Below are 18,460 nucleotides of genomic sequence, written 5' to 3'. Positions count from 1 at the left end.
TAGAAACTGTTAGTTATTTTGAGGAATGTCAGAATCTACAGGCGCTTTTGGCTTAGATTCATCAAAAACAGGTAGCGCTGGCTCTTCAGCAACAGCAGACTCAGCTGCTTTGCTTTCGATAAGCTCAGCAGAAGGAATACCTGCATCACCAACAGAATCAGCTTTTTCTTTAGCGTATACAGCTAAAACAAAGCTTGTAACAAAAATGCCCGCAGCAACAATGCCTGTTACGCGAGAAAGGAAGTTACCGCTACCGGTACTACCAAAAACAGTCTGCGAAGCACCTGCACCAAATGAAGCGCCAGCTTCAGCACCCTTGCCTTGCTGCAGCAAAATTAAGCCAATTACAGCGGCTGCTAACAATACATGAATAATTAAAACTACTGTTTCCATCTCAGAACCGTCAGTTATGCACCTGCCGCTTGGCAGATGGCAATAAAGTCGTTTGCTTTAAGGGATGCTCCACCAACAAGCCCCCCATCAACATCTTCATTCGCGAACAATTCAGCTGCGTTAGCAGCATTAACACTGCCACCATACAAGATACGCATTTTGCTAGCTAGCTCAGCATCACATTCAGCAATCATATTACGAATAGCTGCATGTACTTCTTGCGCCTGTTCCGGCGTCGCAGTTTTACCTGTACCTATAGCCCATACTGGCTCATAAGCGATTACAGCATCTTTAAATTGTTCGATACCTGCAGCATTTACAACAGCTTTTATCTGTCGTTCAACAACCGCAAGTGTATTTCCTTCTTCACGCTCTTCAAGCGTTTCACCAACACATAGGATTGGCTTCAAGCCAACAGCAACTGTTGCTTTAAATTTATCAGCAACCAGCTCGTCTGACTCAGCATACAAACTACGACGCTCGGAATGACCAAGAATAACGTATTCGCAGCTTAAATCTTTCAACATCTCTAAAGAGATCTCACCCGTAAAAGCACCGTTATTTTGCTCGCTTACATTCTGTGCACCCAGTGCAATAACAGAATCAGCAGTCAATGCTTGAACTTGAGATAGGTATATAGACGGCGGACAAACCAGCACATCAACAGCATTGGATTTAAGCTCAGCATTCAGGCCTTCCATCAACGTATTGATAGATGCTGAATTACCATTCATTTTCCAGTTACCGGCTACTAAGGCTGTACGCATTTATACCCCCATTTAAAGAGGCGCAAATATTAACTGGCTTACTCTGAACTTTCAAGCGCAAGCAGTGCTTTTTCAACCTCATCCGCCAACTGCTGACACAAGCTGTTAACTTCTTCTTCGTTTTCACCCTCGATCATAACGCGAACCACAGGTTCAGTGCCTGACGGACGAAGTAAAACACGGCCTCGATCACCTAATTGCGCTTCAGTTTTAGCAACGGCAACACTGATCTCTTCAACCTCAGCAATATTGTACTTTTGCGCCATACGCACATTGATCATTTTCTGCGGCAATTTGGTCATACCGTGACGAAGAGTATTCAACGTTTCACCTGTTTCAACGATCGCCTTAAGTACTTGCAATGCTGCAACCGTACCATCACCTGTAGTTGTTAGATGACGGCAAACGATATGACCCGAGCTCTCGCCACCGAGTAACCAATCATGTTTGTATAGCTGCTCCATTACATAACGATCGCCAACATTTGCACGAACAAATGGAATACCTTCACGCGCATAAGCTTGCTCTAGGCCGAAGTTAGTCATTAACGTCCCAACAACCCCACCATGGAATGATTCTTCACGACGCATTTGCGCAGCAATCATGTATAGAAGCTCATCGCCATCGACTTCTTCACCAAGGTGATCAACCATAATCACGCGATCGCCATCACCATCTAAAGCGATACCTAAATCTGCTTTTTCTGCCGTAACGACCGTTTGCAAACGCTGCGTAGCAGTAGCACCGCATTTTTCATTGATATTTAGACCATCTGGCGCCGATGCTATCTCAACAACTTCTGCACCCAATTCTGAAAATACAGCAGGCGCAACGTGATAGGTCGCACCATTGGCACAGTCTAAGATTATCTTTAAGCCTTTCAGACTGATACCACCAGCAGTAGCCTTACAAAACTCAATGTAACGACCTGCAGCATCATCGATCCGACGCGCTTTACCTAGCTCAGCAGAATCGACCGTCGTCATTGCGATATCCATCTGCGCTTCAATCGCCTGCTCAATTTCGTCAGGCAGCTTAGTACCTTCTGAAGAGAAGAATTTAATGCCGTTATCGTAGTAAGCATTATGAGATGCACTAATGACGATACCAGCGTCAGCACGGAAAGTACGTGCTAGATAAGCCACTGCAGGGGTTGGCATAGGACCGGTGAGTAAGACATCCACACCAGCAGCAGACAAGCCCGCTTCTAAAGCAGATTCAAACATGTAACCTGAAATTCGAGTATCTTTACCAATCAGTATTTTACTGTGGCCTTCTCTCGAGAATACCTTACCTGCAGCCCAACCCAGCTTAAGAACAAAATCAGGAGTTACTGGAAATTGGCCAACTTTGCCACGAATACCATCAGTACCAAAATAACGCTTACTCATTAACTTATATTCCTTTTATACCGTCTCAGCCATAACCGCACGGGTCATCTTCACTACATCAACCGTTTCCGCAACGTCATGTACACGAATTATTTCTGCACCTTGCATTACAGCAAGCGCAACAGTGGCTAAGCTACCTGGTAGTCGTTGCTCAACTTCTCTATTGAGAACAGCGCCTATCATCGATTTTCTAGACGTCCCTATTAATAAGGGCAGGTCATGTTGCTTCAATCTATCTAAATTATTCATTAGACGTAGATTATGCTCTACGCTCTTACCAAACCCGAACCCTGGATCTAGTAGCAATCTATCTTTTGTAATCCCCGCCGCTTCGCACGCTTTCACTCGCTGCAGTAAGAAGTACTCAACATCATCTAGAACATCATCATACGAAGGAGCATCCTGCATTGTCGCCGGACTCCCCTGCATATGCATCAAGCAGATAGGCAGATTGGTTTTAGCGGCGGCCACTAGTGCACCTTCGCGTCCAAGAGCTCTAACGTCATTGATTAAACCCGCACCTAGTTTAACTGACTCAGTTATTACTTCAGGAGTACTGGTATCAACGGAGATAACCACATCTAGCTCTAATGCTATTTTCTCTACAACTGGAAGCACTCGACCTAGCTCTTCGTCTAGAGTCACTGTAGCAGCGCCTGGTCGGGTAGATTCACCACCCACATCCAAGATAGTCGCACCGTCGGTCACCATCCCTTCAGCTTGTCGAATGACATTATCCAATCTTACTTGCTGATTGGAATACAACGTTCCGCCATCTGAGAACGAGTCGGGCGTAACATTCAAAATCCCCATAACATGGGTATCAGCTAAGTTTAGAGTTCGATTACCACAGACTAACTGGCGCATAGATCCTGTTCTTCATTACGTTATACAATGAAAAAAGGCTGACTTTCTACAAAGCCAGCCTTTTCATATTCACCTTGTGTTTAGTGAATATTATTATCTGGTGAGCGTGGAATGTCCTGATCTGAATCATCATCTGATCGATCATCAGCCTTCGATTCAGTATCAGTATCAGCATTTACGTTTTCGCTGGCACCATGATCTGAACCGCTTTTGTCTTCTTCCACCCAACCTTCTGGAGCAGATACTTCTTCACGATTCATTAGCTGATCAATCTGCTTACTATCGATCGTTTCATACTTCATCAGAGCCTGACACATAGTCTCTAGAATATCGCGATTATCTTCCAGAATTTGCTCTGCCTTCTGGTAACACTCATCGATAATCTTGCGCGTTTCAGTGTCAATACGACGCTGCGTCTCTTCTGCTAGCGGTTTAGCACCTTGACCATAGCCACGGTTAAATGGATCTGACTCTTCCTCATCGTATAGCAATGGCCCAAGCTCTTCACTCAAACCCCATTTCGCTACCATGCTACGAGCAAATGAAGTCGCACGCTGAATATCGTTCGATGCACCTGTGGTTACACCTTCTTTACCCAGTGTCATCTCTTCCGCAATTCGGCCACCGTAAAGTGAACAAATGTTAGACAAGATAGATTGGCGGCTATGGCTATAACGATCTTCTTCAGGCAAGAACATAGTCACACCTAACGCACGACCGCGCGGAATAATAGAAACTTTATACACAGGATCATGCTCTGGCATTAGGCGACCAACAATCGCGTGGCCAGCTTCATGGTATGCTGTATTCAAGCGCTCTTTTTCAGACATCACCATAGATTTACGCTCAGCGCCCATCATAATTTTGTCTTTCGCTTGCTCAAACTGAATCATACTTACAGTACGTTTGTTAGCGCGTGCTGCAAATAGGGCTGCTTCGTTTACAAGGTTCGCTAGATCAGCACCAGAGAAACCAGGCGTACCACGCGCAATCAGATCAGGCTTAACATCTTCACCTAATGGCACTTTACGCATGTGCACTTTAAGAATTTTCTCACGACCAAGAATATCTGGAAGACCTACATGTACCTGACGGTCAAAACGACCTGGACGCAGAAGTGCAGGATCAAGTACATCTGGACGGTTAGTTGCAGCGATTACGATAATACCTTCACTGCCTTCAAAGCCATCCATCTCTACCAATAACTGGTTCAATGTCTGTTCACGCTCATCATTACCACCACCCATGCCAACACCACGGTGACGACCTACAGCGTCGATCTCGTCGATGAAGATAATACATGGCGCATTTTTCTTCGCTTGATCAAACATGTCACGAACACGGGATGCACCCACACCTACAAACATCTCTACGAAGTCAGAACCAGAAATACTAAAGAACGGTACTTTCGCTTCGCCGGCTATTGCTTTCGCCAACAAGGTTTTACCAGTACCCGGATTACCCGCCATCAACACACCACGTGGAATATGGCCGCCTAGGCGCTGAAATTTACCCGGATCACGAAGAAAATCCACTAGCTCACGAACATCTTCCTTAGCCTCTTCAACGCCAGCAACATCATCGAAGGTCGTTTTAATCTGATCTTCGCTCATCATACGCGCTTTGGACTTACCGAAAGACATTGGACCGCCTTTGCCACCACCGCCTTGCATCTGACGCATAAAGAACATGAACACTGCAATAATGACAAGGATAGGGAAAGAAGCGACTAGCAACTGAGTCCAAATACTCTGCTGCTCTGGTTGCTTACCTTCAATCACAACATTGTGATTAATTAGATCATCAACCAGTTTAGGGTCCTGAAGCGCTGGGCGTACGGTTTCAAACATATCCCCGTTAGAGCGCTGGCCCTGAATAATATAGCCATCAATAATGACTTTAGTCACACGATCATCCTGAACTTCTTTGACAAAATCAGAGTAACTTAGTCGGTTAGACTCGGCCTTTTCATTAAAATTATTAAAAACAGTCAGCAATACCGCTGCGATCACCAGCCATAGAACTAGATTTTTCGCCATATCATTCAATGGAATACCCTCAATTTGCTGATTTTGTTAGGCGTTATAGAAAACGCTAAACACTATACTATGCAGCCACGATTGACTACTAAAACACTAATTAACCTTTAAAACCTTTACCTAAAAGGTAGACTTCACGGGAACGAGCTCGAGAAGAATCAGGCTTACGCGTAACCACTTTGTCAAAACTTGTACGCATATCTTTTAAATATTGATCAAAACCCTCACCTTGGAATACTTTAGCGACAAACGTACCGCCAGGCTTCAACACCTCGCGCGCCATATCCAAAGCAAGCTCAACCAAATACATTGCTGCCGGCTGATCAACAGCAGACATACCACTCATATTGGGGGCCATATCTGAAATTACAAGGTCTGCTGGCTCATCTCCTAATGCATTTAGGATTTTATGCAGCACTTCTTCCTCAGTAAAGTCACCTTGAACGAACTCCACACCCGCCATACTGTCCATCGGCAGAATATCTGATGCCACCACTCGACCATGATCACCAACGCGCTCCGCAGCCACTTGAGACCAACCGCCAGGGGCCGCACCTAAATCCACAACCGTCATTCCCTGCTTAAGCAGCTTATCTTTTTCATCTAATTCAATCAGCTTAAAACTAGCACGCGATCTATAACCGAGCTCTTTGGATTTTTTCACCCAATGATCATCAAAGTGTTCTTTTAACCAACGTTCACTACTTGATGCTTTCGCCACTTCGTTTCACTCTCTTGATTGAATGAGCCATGCGCTACTCAGAACCGCATAACTCAGGTAAAATATAATTAATTAAATATGCTGGACTAGGGTATTAGATAATATTCGCAATAAACGCCCAGCTAAACTTTGAGGCACCGTATTTTAATATGAGCTTGAGCACTGAGCAAAAGAAGCATTACCGCACTATAGGCCACAAACTTAATCCTCTAGTAACTGTAGCAGGAAAAGGCCTAACTGAAGCTATTCAACTTGAAGTCGATCGCGCTTTAGAAGATCACGAACTGATCAAGGTAAAGTTTGCTGTTGGTGATCGCGACGTTAAAAAACAACTGATTCGCGAACTATGCGAAATCGTTGAAGCTGAGATCGTGCAAGAGATTGGTCACATTGCGCTAATTTACCGTAGAGCGCTTGAGCCAAACCCAAAACTATCTAACTTGTTACGTTAATATCTACTGAGCAAGCTATTAAAACAGCATAAATACAAAAAAGGGTGCCTAGGCACCCTTTTTTAGTCTGCTCAGATATGAGCAACCTCATCAATCTCATATTCAGTAGCGCCACCCGGCGTCTGAATATTTACGATATCACCTTCCTCTTTGCCTACTAGGCCACGAGCAATCGGCGAGTTAACTGAGATTTTGTTCGCTTTGATATCAGCTTCATCATCACCTACGATCTGATAAGTTTTAGACTCATCTGTATCTAAGTTAATGATGGTTACTGTAGTACCGAAGATAACCTTACCAGAGTGTGGAATAGCTGTTACATCAATTACTTGACAGTTAGACAGCTTAGCTTCCAGCTCCTGAATACGACCCTCGATGAAACCCTGCTGCTCGCGAGCAGCATGGTATTCAGCGTTTTCCTTCAAGTCACCGTGTTCACGCGCTTCTGCAATATCAGCAATTACCCGTGGACGATCTACAGTTTTCAGTTGATCAAGCTCTTCTCGAAGCGCTTTCTCACCTGCTGCAGTCATAGGTACACGATTCACAATTATGCTCCTATATCCTGAACGCGACGAACGTCTTTCTCTTCGCCGTACTGTAGCGCCATAGTAATCGCTTCAGCACCTGCCAACGTAGTGGTATATGGCACTTTATGCTGTAGAGCACTACGACGAATATCAGCTGAATCTTCGATCGCTTTACGGCCTTCAGTTGTATTCACAATGTAAGCAATCTCATCATTCTTGATCATATCAACAATGTTTGGACGACCTTCCATCACTTTGTTTACAACTTCAACCTCAAGGCCTTGCTCAGCCATTAGCTTAGCAGTACCACGAGTAGCCACTAGAGAGAAGCCTAGCTCAACCAGATCCTTAGCAATCTGCATGGAAGCATCTTTATCAACTTCACGTACAGAGATGAACGCTTTACCTGCTTGCGGCATAGTTTCACCCGCACCGATCTGCGCCTTCATAAACGCTTCACCGAAGGTAGCGCCAACACCCATTACTTCACCAGTAGATTTCATCTCTGGGGATAGAATTGGGTCAACACCTTGGAACTTGTTGAACGGGAATACAGCTTCTTTCACGTTGAACAATGTTGGCACGATCTCTTTAGTGAAGCCAAGTTCAGCTAGAGTCTTACCAGTCATTACCTGCGCACCGATTTTCGCTAGAGAAACACCGATACACTTAGAAACAAACGGTACAGTACGGGATGCACGAGGGTTAACCTCGATCACGTAAATTTCACCATCCTGATATGCAAGCTGGGTATTCATTAGGCCAACCACACCTAGCTCCAACGCCATTTTACGTACCATCTCACGCATTTCATCTTGAACATCATCAGCAAGACTATACGGAGGGAATGAACATGCAGAGTCACCAGAGTGGACACCCGCTTGCTCGATGTGCTGCATGATTGCACCGATAACTACATCCTTACCGTCGCAAACTGCATCAATATCAACTTCAACCGCTGCATTTAGGAAGTGATCCAACAATACTGGCGCGTCGTTAGATACTTGTACCGCAGTATTCATGTAGCGGCGCAGCTCTTCCTCTTTGTAAACGATCTCCATTGCACGACCACCTAGCACATAAGATGGACGAACAACGAGCGGGTAACCAAGCTTGTCAGCTTCGATGATCGCTTCTTCTAGAGAACGTACAGTCGCGTTTTCTGGCTGCTTAAGACCAAGGCGCTTCAGCATTTGCTGGAACTGTTCACGGTCTTCTGCACGGTCAATCGCTTCTGGAGAAGTACCGATAATTGGTACGCCAGCCTGCTCAAGTGCAACAGCCAGTTTCAGTGGCGTCTGACCACCGTACTGAACGATAACACCTTTTGGCTTCTCAACATTTACGATTTCAAGCACATCTTCAAGTGTGATTGGCTCGAAGAACAGACGATCAGAAGTATCGTAGTCAGTAGAAACAGTCTCAGGGTTACAGTTAACCATGATTGTTTCGAAACCGTCATCACGCGCTGCAAGTGCTGCGTGTACACAGCAGTAGTCAAACTCAATACCTTGACCGATACGGTTTGGACCACCACCAATAACCATGATCTTGTCACGGTCAGAAGGATTCGCTTCACACTCTTCTTCATAAGAGGAGTACATGTAAGCTGTATCAGATGCGAATTCTGCCGCACAGGTATCAACGCGTTTATAAACTGGACGCACATCTAGGTTGTGACGATGCTTACGGAACTGTTTCTCAGATACACCAAGAAGAGTCGCTAAACGCTCATCAGAGAAACCTTTACGCTTAAGACGGAACACAGCATCTTTATCAAGATCGGACATTGCCATCTCAGATACGCGCTGCTCATCTTTGATAATGTCTTCTACTTGAACCAAGAACCAAGGATCAATACCGCTGATCTCGTATAGTTCTTCAACGCTCATACCCATACGAAATGCATCGCCTAGGTACCAGATACGCTCAGCACCCGGCTCTTTCATCTCACGTACGATCGTAGAACGCGCATCTTCGCTAGTAATGTCGATGATTGGGTCGAAACCAGTCGCACCAACCTCTAGACCACGAAGCGCTTTCTGAAGAGATTCCTGCTGAGTACGGCCAATCGCCATAACCTCACCAACAGACTTCATCTGAGTTGTTAGACGATCATTTGCCTGCGGGAATTTCTCGAAAGTAAAACGAGGGATCTTAGTAACAACGTAGTCAATAGATGGCTCGAAAGACGCTGGCGTAGCACCGCCAGTGATATCGTTTTGTAGCTCATCTAGTGTGTAACCAATTGCTAGCTTCGCAGCTACTTTAGCAATTGGGAAGCCTGTCGCTTTAGATGCCAAAGCGGAAGAACGAGATACACGAGGGTTCATCTCGATTACTACCATACGGCCATCTTTCGGGTTTACACCAAACTGTACGTTAGAACCGCCAGTTTCTACGCCGATTTCACGCAGTACTGCCAAAGAGGCATTACGCATGATCTGATATTCTTTATCTGTAAGCGTTTGCGCTGGTGCAACAGTGATAGAATCACCTGTGTGAACACCCATTGCATCGAAGTTCTCGATCGCGCAAACGATGATGCAGTTGTCGTTTTTATCACGAACAACTTCCATCTCGTACTCTTTCCAACCGATCAAAGATTCGTCGATCAACAACTCAGTCGTTGGAGAAAGATCCAGACCACGCTCACAGATCTCGATAAACTCTTCTTTGTTATACGCAATACCACCACCGGTACCACCCATAGTGAAAGAAGGGCGAATGATACATGGGAAGCCTAGCTGCGCTTGAACCTGCAACGCTTCTTCCATACTGTGAGCAATTGCAGCACGTGGGCATTCAAGGCCAATTGCTTTCATCGCCTTATCGAAACGATCACGGTCTTCCGCTTTATCGATAGTGTCAGCGTTGGCACCGATCATCTCAACGCCATGTTTTTCAAGAACGCCTTCACGCTCAAGATCCAAAGCACAGTTTAATGCAGTCTGACCACCCATTGTAGGTAGAAGTGCATCAGGCTTTTCTTTGGCGATAATCTTTTCTACTGTCTTCCAGTTGATTGGCTCAATGTAAGTTGAGTCAGCCATCGCTGGATCAGTCATAATGGTTGCAGGATTAGAGTTAACCAGAATGACGCGGTAACCTTCTTCACGCAAAGCTTTACAAGCTTGTGCGCCAGAATAGTCGAATTCACATGCCTGACCGATAACAATCGGGCCAGCACCAAGAATCAAAATACTTTTTAAGTCCGTACGTTTTGGCATCGGTAATAAACCAGTCGTATCAGTTAATAACTGCGGCAGGCGGCTAATTCACACCTGCCTTGTATCGTTTCAAAAGCCTGTAAACTCAGGCCGAACTGCGATTAAGCTTTCGCAGCCTTCATATCTTCGATGAAGCGATCAAATAGAGGCGCTACATCGTGTGGGCCTGGGCTAGCTTCAGGGTGGCCCTGGAAACTAAATGCCGCACGATCTGTTCTCTCAATACCCTGCAAAGAGCCATCAAACAGAGACTTATGCGTAGCACGCACATTTTCTGGAAGCGCATCTTCGTCAACAGCAAAACCGTGGTTTTGAGAGGTAATCATCACTTGCTTGCCATCCAAATCTTGAACTGGGTGGTTAGCACCGTGGTGACCAAACTTCATTTTTACTGTCTTAGCACCAGAAGCCAACGCTAGTAGCTGATGGCCCAAGCAGATACCAAATACAGGTAGATCTGTTTTGCAGATCTCTTCAATTGCAGCAATTGCGTAATCACATGGTTCTGGATCACCAGGGCCATTAGATAGGAATACGCCATCTGGATTCATCGCAAGCACTTCTGCAGCTGGTGTTTTTGCAGGAACAACCGTTAGGCGGCAACCGCGTTCAACCAACATGCGCAAAATATTGCGTTTCACACCGTAGTCATATGCAACAACATGAAACTCTTGATCTGCTGCAGTTTTATCTTCATGGCCTTGGCCTAGCTTCCAAGTAGAAGAAGTCCACTCGTATGTCTCTTCAGTTGTAACAACTTGAGCAAGATCCATACCTTTTAGACCTGGGAACGATTTAGCTTCTGCTAGCGCTTTAGCTTCATCAATATCACCGGCCATGATGCAACCGTTAAGAGAACCCTTTTCACGCAAAATGCGTGTTAAACGTCGTGTATCAATATCAGCGATACCAACGATATTGTTATCCTTAAGATAATCATCAAGGTTCTTTTCATTACGGAAGTTACTCGCAACCAATGGAAGGTCACGAATGACTAAACCAGCAGCCCACGTGCGAGAAGATTCTTCATCTTCCGTATTGGTGCCAGTATTACCAATATGTGGATATGTCAGGGTAACAATCTGACGGCAGTATGATGGATCCGTTAGGATCTCCTGGTAACCCGTCATAGAGGTATTAAATACAACCTCGCCGCTAGACAGACCGTCTGCGCCAATGGCTACGCCCTTAAAAATGCTTCCGTCTTCAAGAGCAAGAATGGCTGGTCTCGCCAATTGAACCTCCCCGCGTAAATGCGCAACAACAAAAATCAGAAACGATACGTGCAAAAAAGCGAGGTAAAACCTGAAGTTAACCTCGCTTTTTTGTTTTAGAAACCTGTGTGTAAATTTTGCCTTAGGCAAAACGACTGCATTCTATGCCAAATTCGCCAATCTGTCCATCACACTCAATAAAAAGAGTTATGTAACAAACGGTCAATTAACACATCTGTCACATTATTGAAGTAAAAAGCACTGCAAGAAACTGTATCAAACACCGCTCTCATAAACATAAGGCCTCTTATGAAGATTTCGACAATTACACGCATTGCGAGCATAACATTAGCCCTAATCGTAATTTTATTGGCTACCGCTATTTTTTGGTCCTTAGAACGCCTAGATTCCGCCTTCAAAATGAAAGACAACTATCATGGCTACATTAATGAAATCTACATAAAGCTAGAACAGCCTGTCTCAAAGTATTTGATTACAGGGGATGCGACATTACTAACGACACTAGAAAAGAATCTTGAAGCCCTTTCAGAAAGCACACAAAGAAACTTACCAGAAGAGATACAAGCTGGCGTTCTAGGTCAATTAAAGAACATAAAGGATAAAACTCTCACCGAAATGCGCGCCGCCGGCAAACTTGCACAACCAGAAGTATTACTCATACATAATGAAAGAGAATTAAACGACGCCATACAATCCGTCAAAGAATATGCAGACAAAGCAAGTTACGATCAAAACCATATCAAGAATAGTTATGTAGATTTACTATTTAGCCTGCAAAAAAACACTGCTCTACTCAGCCACAGCCGCCAAAGCTACTTTGAAAAAAACAAAAACGAGAGCCTACAACAGATTCAATTTATCCTATCTGAACTTAAGAAAGACGCAGAAGCAATTAGTAAGCTTGATCGACTCGGCATATTCAAAGAAGCAGAAGATGAAGATGACCTCTCCTCTTTACTAGGCCTTGCAATTGAAATTGCGAGCGATAACGACAAAGAAGAGATTGGCGATGAACCTATAGCAAACATTAAAGATCTTGTTAATCGCTACCCCAAAGAACTTCAAAATGCGAAAAAGTTCAGTCAACAAAAAAATAAATCAAGCTCTGCTGCACAAAAAAATGTGGCTAATTTAGAGCACTCAGTGGCAAGCATCGCCAGCACTATCGCAGATAGATATGAGGATATTCAGTTTTCGGTATATCTAATCATGACAATATGTACCGTTCTGATTATTGCAACTGGCATATCCATGAACATATTACTGCGTAAATTAGGTAGCATCCTGATCGCAACAACGGAATATATAGATCAACTGTCACATGGAAAATTTAGCAGCAACATCCAAATAAATTCAAGACTAACCGAAGCCGAAACACTCAATAGCGCTATAGACAGACTGCAATGCTTCTTCAAAAAATTCCTTATGGATATCCAGCAGGAAACCAACAATTTAAGACAACTCCAAAACAGCGCCATAACAGAAGCAACACAGCTAGAAAACACAGTGCAACAGCAACAAGCAGCCACTGAAAATGCTGTAGTACAAATTACACAGCTAAACAGCTCATTTACTGAAGTAGCAGCGAGAGCAACACAAAGCAGCTCAGCAACACTAGAAGCCTCGCAACTTGCAAATAAAGGTTATGAACAAATTAAAGCTACGGGTGATCATATAGATAAGTTAAACAATGAAATTGCAGCAACATCAGAATCACTGAACGCGTTACAAGAAGATTCTATTGCTATACAAAATGTACTCGGTGTAATACAAGGCTTCGCAGAACAAACCAACTTATTGGCCTTAAACGCAGCAATCGAAGCAGCTCGAGCAGGGGAAACAGGTCGCGGGTTTGCTGTAGTAGCAGACGAAGTGAGAAACCTTGCAGCAAACACCGCAAAATCAGCAGATGAAATTCAAAGAATCACAACCCGTTTAAATCAAACGACCGAGCAAACTGTTGAGAAGATGGGTATCCAACAAAGAGCTGCAACCGACACTGTAAATCTTGCAAAAGACGCTCAAGAAGCAATTAAAATCATTAGAAACTCAATCAGTGAAATTAACGATATGAGTGTTTTAATCGCATCGTCAACAGAAGAGCAAACCTCTGTGACCTCAGAAATAGCAGATACAATTGAGACAACCAATACATTAAGCCAATACACAAAATCTGCAGCTGAAACAAACAAACAACAAGCTGAGCAGCTATCATTTGCAAGCGAACAATTAACCGCAGTAATTTCAAGACTACATTAACAAATAAAAAGCCCGGCTTATGCCGGGCTTTTTACGATTAATCAAACTACTTTGCAGAAAACTCATTCCAGTTTTTAAGACTTACTGTTAAAGCATTAACCATAAAACCATCTGTCTCCATGTCCCTTATTGCTTTAGCTAACATCCCTCTTAAAGCACCTGTGTTGCATTTGGATTTATGTGATACAGTAAGATATAAACCCTCACTACTAATAGCTGGGTCTAGCACTTCAAGATCTGATTTATAGCCAAGCAAGTCAGCATAAGCCAATCCTGGGTTCTGCTCATACAACGCGTAGTCAGCTCTTGACCGCTTAATCATAAGAAACGCCTGCTTTAGCGATGCAACATACTGCAAATTCAAATTAGCCTTGGCGTACTCATCAAACTCTTGACCAAAACTATTGTTTATTACAGTTACACCCGACCTTCCAATAAGGTCTTCTCGCTTATCGTATACAAGGCCAGACCCTTTACGCCTCCAAACAACACTCTTTGTATTGAGGAAAGCTGGATAAACATAATCCATATACTGGTTCCGAGGGATCGTATAAAAAGCCCCAGCCATCAAATCAATCCTTCCGGAGCGAAGCATATCCTGCGCTCTGGCCCATGAACCGACATCCTGAAGTTGAATATCAACACCCAAGCGCTTACCTAGCTCATCCATTATCAAACGATTAGCACCTAACAGATCGGTAGTGCCATCATCAGCACGCCAAAGATAAGGTGGATATTCTGAATTCCCTGTCGCTGTTAAAACCTTACACTCTTCTGCATGCAAAGAAGCAGAGATAACCGCCATTAATGATATAAAACAAAACTTAAAGTAGAACTTAACGCTCTTCATCACCAGCACCTTTCGCCTCTGTAAGACCGAATCCTCAGAAGCAGTATAGATACAAGGACAAATAAGCAGCAAGTTTATTGAGTTGTGGGTATCTAGATTGCTAAGGACAGCTAAGGACAGCTAAGGACAGCTAAGGACAGCTAAGGACAGCTAAGGACAGCTAAGGACAGCTAAGGACAGCTAAGGACAGCTAAGGACAGCATTCAGTTTAATATTAGGTTTAATTAAGACAACTCATCCTGACGGGCTTATCTGCTTTTACCCGTTTTTATCCGCTCTAAGCAGCGCCTATCCGCTCTTAACCGTATTTTATAACCCACAACGAAAAAACCCCGATCACAGTGTGACCGGGGTTTTCTCTTAATTAAATGCTTGGCGATGACCTACTCTCACATGGGGAAGCCCCACACTACCATCGGCGATGTTGCGTTTCACGTCTGAGTTCGGGATGGATTCAGGTGGTTCCACAACTCTATGGTCGCCAAGCAAAACTGTTACAACTTAGATCTGATTCTTCTTTTATTTGATCTAGATAGTTTATCGACTGTAGCTTAACTACGCGCTAATTCGTTACTCTCTATCGTCTTACGTATCTTACAAGTCACTTGCCAAACGCCTTGGGCGTTATATGGTCAAGCCTCACGGGCAATTAGTATTGGTTAGCTCAACGCCTCACAGCGCTTCCACACCCAACCTATCAACGTCGTAGTCTTCAACGGCCCTTTAGGGGAATCAAGTTCCCAGTGAGATCTCATCTTGAAGGAGGCTTCCCGCTTAGATGCTTTCAGCGGTTATCCCGTCCGAACGTAGCTACCCGGCAATGCAATTGGCATCACAACCGGTACACCAGAGGTTCGTTCACTCCGGTCCTCTCGTACTAGGAGCAACTCTTCTCAAATCTCAAACGCCCACGGCAGATAGGGACCGAACTGTCTCACGACGTTCTAAACCCAGCTCGCGTACCACTTTAAATGGCGAACAGCCATACCCTTGGGACCGGCTTCAGCCCCAGGATGTGATGAGCCGACATCGAGGTGCCAAACACCGCCGTCGATGTGAACTCTTGGGCGGTATCAGCCTGTTATCCCCGGAGTACCTTTTATCCGTTGAGCGATGGCCCTTCCATACAGAACCACCGGATCACTAGAACCTACTTTCGTACCTGCTCGACGTGTCTGTCTCGCAGTCAAGCACCCTTCTACTCTTGCGCTCATTGCATGATTTCCGACCATGCTGAGGGTACCTTCGTGCTCCTCCGTTACTCTTTGGGAGGAGACCGCCCCAGTCAAACTACCCACCACACAATGTCCCCGATCCCGCTTAGGGAACTGGGTTAGAACCTCAACATTACCAGGCTGGTATTTCAAAGGTGGCTCCACCCTATCTGGCGACAGGGTTTCAAAGCCTCCCAGCTATTCTACACAAGTAATGTCAAAGTCCACTGTGAAGCTGTAGTAAAGGTTCACGGGGTCTTTCCGTCTAGCCGCGGGTAAACTGCATCTTAACAGCTATTTCAATTTCACTGAGTCTCGGGTGGAGACAGTGTGGCCATCGTTACGCCATTCGTGCAGGTCGGAACTTACCCGACAAGGAATTTCGCTACCTTAGGACCGTTATAGTTACGGCCGCCGTTTACCGGGGCTTCGATCAAGAGCTTCGCGCAAGCGCTAACCCCATCAATTAACCTTCCGGCACCGGGCAGGCGTCACACCCTATACGTCCTCTTTCGAGTTTGCAGAGTGCTATGTTTTTAATAAACAGTCGCAGCCACCTGGTATCTTCGACCGGCCTCAGCTTAGGGAGCAAGTCCCATCACCAAAACCGGCGCACCTTCTCCCGAAGTTACGGTGCCATTTTGCCTAGTTCCTTCACCCGAGTTTTCTCATACGCCTTAGTATTCTCTACCTGACCACCTGTGTCGGTTTAGGGTACGGTTAGTCATAACCTGAAGCTTAGAGGATTTTCCTGGAAGCATGGCATCAACTACTTCAGTCCATAAAGGACCTCGTCATCGATTCTCGGTCTTAAAAGAGCCCGGATTTACCTAAGCTCTAAACCTACTATCTTAAACGCGGACAACCAACGCCGCGCTAGCCTAGCCTTCTCCGTCCCCCCATCGCAGTTATGAGCAGTACAGGAATATTAACCTGTTTCCCATCGGATACGCTCTTCAGCCTCTCCTTAGGGGCCGACTCACCCTACCTCGAATAGCGTTGGATAGGAACCCTTGGTCTTCCGGCGGGGAGGGTTTTCACCTCCCTTATCGTTACTCATGTCAGCATTCGCACTTCTGATACCTCCACGGTGCCTTACAGCTTCCGCTTCAACAGCTTACAGAACGCTCCTCTACCATGCACAAAGTGCATCCGTAGCTTCGGTGTTATGCTTAGCCCCGTTATATCTTCCGCGCGGGCCGACTCGACTAGTGAGCTATTACGCTTTCTTTAAAGGGTGGCTGCTTCTAAGCCAACCTCCTAGCTGTCTAAGCCTTCCCACATCGTTTCCCACTTAGCATAAACTTTGGGACCTTAGCTGACGGTCTGGGTTGTTTCCCTTTCCACGACGGACGTTAGCACCCGCCGTGTGTCTCCCGTGATTGAACTCATGGGTATTCGGAGTTTGCATCGGGTTGGTAAGTCGGGATGACCCCCTAGCCGAAACAGTGCTCTACCCCCATGGTTAGACACGAGGCACTACCTAAATAGTTTTCGAGGAGAACCAGCTATCTCCGAGTTTGATTAGCCTTTCACTCCTATCCACAAGTCATCCGCTGGCTTTTCAACGACAGTCGGTTCGGTCCTCCAATGCATGTTACTGCATCTTCAACCTGCCCATGGATAGATCACTCGGTTTCGGGTCTACTCCTAGCGACTGGACGCCCTATTAAGACTCGGTTTCCCTACGGCTCCGCAAATGCTTAACCTTGCCACTAAAAGTAAGTCGCTGACCCATTATACAAAAGGTACGCAGTCACCGTCCGAAAACGGCTCCCACTGCTTGTACGTACACGGTTTCAGGGTCTATTTCACTCCCCTCACAGGGGTTCTTTTCGCCTTTCCCTCACGGTACTGGTTCACTATCGGTCAGTCAGGAGTATTTAGCCTTGGAGGATGGTCCCCCCATATTCAGACAGCGTTTCACGTGTGCCGTCCTACTCGATTTCACTTTAAAAGACCTTTCACATACGGGGCTATCACCCACTATGGCCACACTTTCCAGAGTGTTCTGTTAAATCTAATAAAGCTTAAGGGCTAGTCCCCGTTCGCTCGCCGCTACTTAGGGAATCTCGGTTGATTTCTTTTCCTCTGGGTACTTAGATGTTTCAGTTCCCCAGGTTCGCCTCTAATAACCTATGTATTCAGTTAAAAGATACCTATAAATAGGTGGGTTTCCCCATTCGGAAATGTCCGGATCAAAGGTTGTTTACCACCTCCCCGAACCTTATCGCAGGTTACAACGTCCTTCATCGCCTCTGACTGCCAAGGCATCCACCGTGCACGCTTAGTCACTTGACCATATAACCCGAAGGCGTCTGGAATCACAGTAACTTGTATTGCTAGTAACGATAGATTTCGCCGAATTGGCGCATGCAGTAAAACTACATGTCTTAAATCTAAATCAAATGAATCAAATCCAAATTGTTAAAGAGCGTTTAAAGCAAAAAAGCTTTAAAAGATAATGTCTTAAACGACAATATGTTTTAAAACTCTTCCTTCTCATCCGCAA

The 18,460-nt window shown here is 45.1% G+C and carries 12 protein-coding genes and 2 rRNA genes; 2 read left to right on the top strand and 12 right to left on the bottom strand.

Annotated elements, in window-relative coordinates; genetic code table 11:
• Nucleotides 1-9: 9 nt before the first annotated feature.
• From secG to rlmE, 6 genes are all read right to left on the bottom strand, one after another.
• Complete coding sequence (gene secG, locus ACMXYP_RS01820) at nt 10-393, bottom strand: preprotein translocase subunit SecG (RefSeq protein ID WP_415883307.1); 384 nt, start codon at nt 391-393, stop codon at nt 10-12.
• Nucleotides 394-407: 14 nt separating this feature from the next.
• Nucleotides 408-1,160 carry a triose-phosphate isomerase gene (gene tpiA, locus ACMXYP_RS01815; RefSeq protein WP_415883306.1) on the bottom strand — a complete coding sequence of 251 codons (753 nt, stop codon included), beginning with the start codon at nt 1,158-1,160 and terminating at the stop codon, nt 408-410.
• A 38-nt stretch (nt 1,161-1,198) separates the two neighbouring features.
• Nucleotides 1,199-2,551, bottom strand: a complete 1,353-nt coding sequence (gene glmM, locus ACMXYP_RS01810; RefSeq protein WP_415883305.1) for a phosphoglucosamine mutase — start codon at nt 2,549-2,551, stop codon at nt 1,199-1,201.
• Between the two features lie 15 nt (nt 2,552-2,566).
• Complete coding sequence (gene folP, locus ACMXYP_RS01805; RefSeq protein WP_415883304.1) at nt 2,567-3,418, bottom strand: dihydropteroate synthase; 852 nt, start codon at nt 3,416-3,418, stop codon at nt 2,567-2,569.
• 80 nt (nt 3,419-3,498) lie between these two features.
• Entirely contained in the window at nt 3,499-5,457 is a 1,959-nt protein-coding gene (gene ftsH / locus ACMXYP_RS01800; RefSeq protein ID WP_415883303.1) for an ATP-dependent zinc metalloprotease FtsH, read from the bottom strand.
• A 100-nt stretch (nt 5,458-5,557) separates the two neighbouring features.
• Nucleotides 5,558-6,178: a 23S rRNA (uridine(2552)-2'-O)-methyltransferase RlmE gene (rlmE, locus tag ACMXYP_RS01795; protein ID WP_415883302.1), complete on the bottom strand. Its 621-nt coding sequence runs from the start codon at nt 6,176-6,178 to the stop codon at nt 5,558-5,560.
• A 149-nt stretch (nt 6,179-6,327) separates the two neighbouring features.
• Here rlmE and ACMXYP_RS01790 point away from each other — a divergent pair, with 149 nt between their 5' ends.
• Complete coding sequence (locus ACMXYP_RS01790; protein ID WP_415883301.1) at nt 6,328-6,630, top strand: YhbY family RNA-binding protein; 303 nt, start codon at nt 6,328-6,330, stop codon at nt 6,628-6,630.
• Nucleotides 6,631-6,701: 71 nt separating this feature from the next.
• Here the strand turns inward: ACMXYP_RS01790 and greA are convergent, their stop codons facing one another.
• The 3 genes from greA to carA form a co-directional block, all read right to left on the bottom strand.
• Nucleotides 6,702-7,178, bottom strand: coding sequence for a transcription elongation factor GreA (gene greA, locus ACMXYP_RS01785; RefSeq protein ID WP_415883300.1), 477 nt, complete (start codon nt 7,176-7,178; stop codon nt 6,702-6,704).
• A gap of 2 nt (nt 7,179-7,180) precedes the next feature.
• Nucleotides 7,181-10,390: a carbamoyl-phosphate synthase large subunit gene (gene carB / locus ACMXYP_RS01780; RefSeq protein ID WP_415883299.1), complete on the bottom strand. Its 3,210-nt coding sequence runs from the start codon at nt 10,388-10,390 to the stop codon at nt 7,181-7,183.
• Nucleotides 10,391-10,491: 101 nt separating this feature from the next.
• The gene (gene carA, locus ACMXYP_RS01775) at nt 10,492-11,625 is read right to left on the bottom strand and encodes a glutamine-hydrolyzing carbamoyl-phosphate synthase small subunit (RefSeq protein ID WP_415883298.1); all 1,134 of its coding nucleotides are present in this window, start codon (nt 11,623-11,625) and stop codon (nt 10,492-10,494) included.
• 288 nt (nt 11,626-11,913) lie between these two features.
• Between carA and ACMXYP_RS01770 the strand changes: the two genes are divergently transcribed.
• Entirely contained in the window at nt 11,914-13,884 is a 1,971-nt protein-coding gene (locus tag ACMXYP_RS01770; RefSeq protein ID WP_415883297.1) for a methyl-accepting chemotaxis protein, read from the top strand.
• A 46-nt stretch (nt 13,885-13,930) separates the two neighbouring features.
• Here ACMXYP_RS01770 and ACMXYP_RS01765 read toward each other — a convergent pair whose 3' ends face one another.
• The 3 genes from ACMXYP_RS01765 to ACMXYP_RS01755 all read right to left on the bottom strand — a co-directional run bounded on the left by ACMXYP_RS01765 (nt 13,931) and on the right by ACMXYP_RS01755 (nt 18,249).
• Complete coding sequence (locus ACMXYP_RS01765; RefSeq protein WP_415883296.1) at nt 13,931-14,734, bottom strand: substrate-binding periplasmic protein; 804 nt, start codon at nt 14,732-14,734, stop codon at nt 13,931-13,933.
• Between the two features lie 370 nt (nt 14,735-15,104).
• Nucleotides 15,105-15,220 (bottom strand): 5S ribosomal RNA (gene rrf / locus ACMXYP_RS01760).
• 142 nt (nt 15,221-15,362) lie between these two features.
• Nucleotides 15,363-18,249 (bottom strand): 23S ribosomal RNA (locus tag ACMXYP_RS01755).
• Nucleotides 18,250-18,460: the final 211 nt, after the last annotated feature.

It is taken from the genome of Neptuniibacter sp. QD34_54 (assembly GCF_047778055.1).
Classification (GTDB): domain Bacteria; phylum Pseudomonadota; class Gammaproteobacteria; order Pseudomonadales; family Balneatricaceae; genus Neptuniibacter.
Note: the sequence above shows the minus strand (reverse complement) of the source record. Positions and strands in the feature narration are given on the sequence as shown.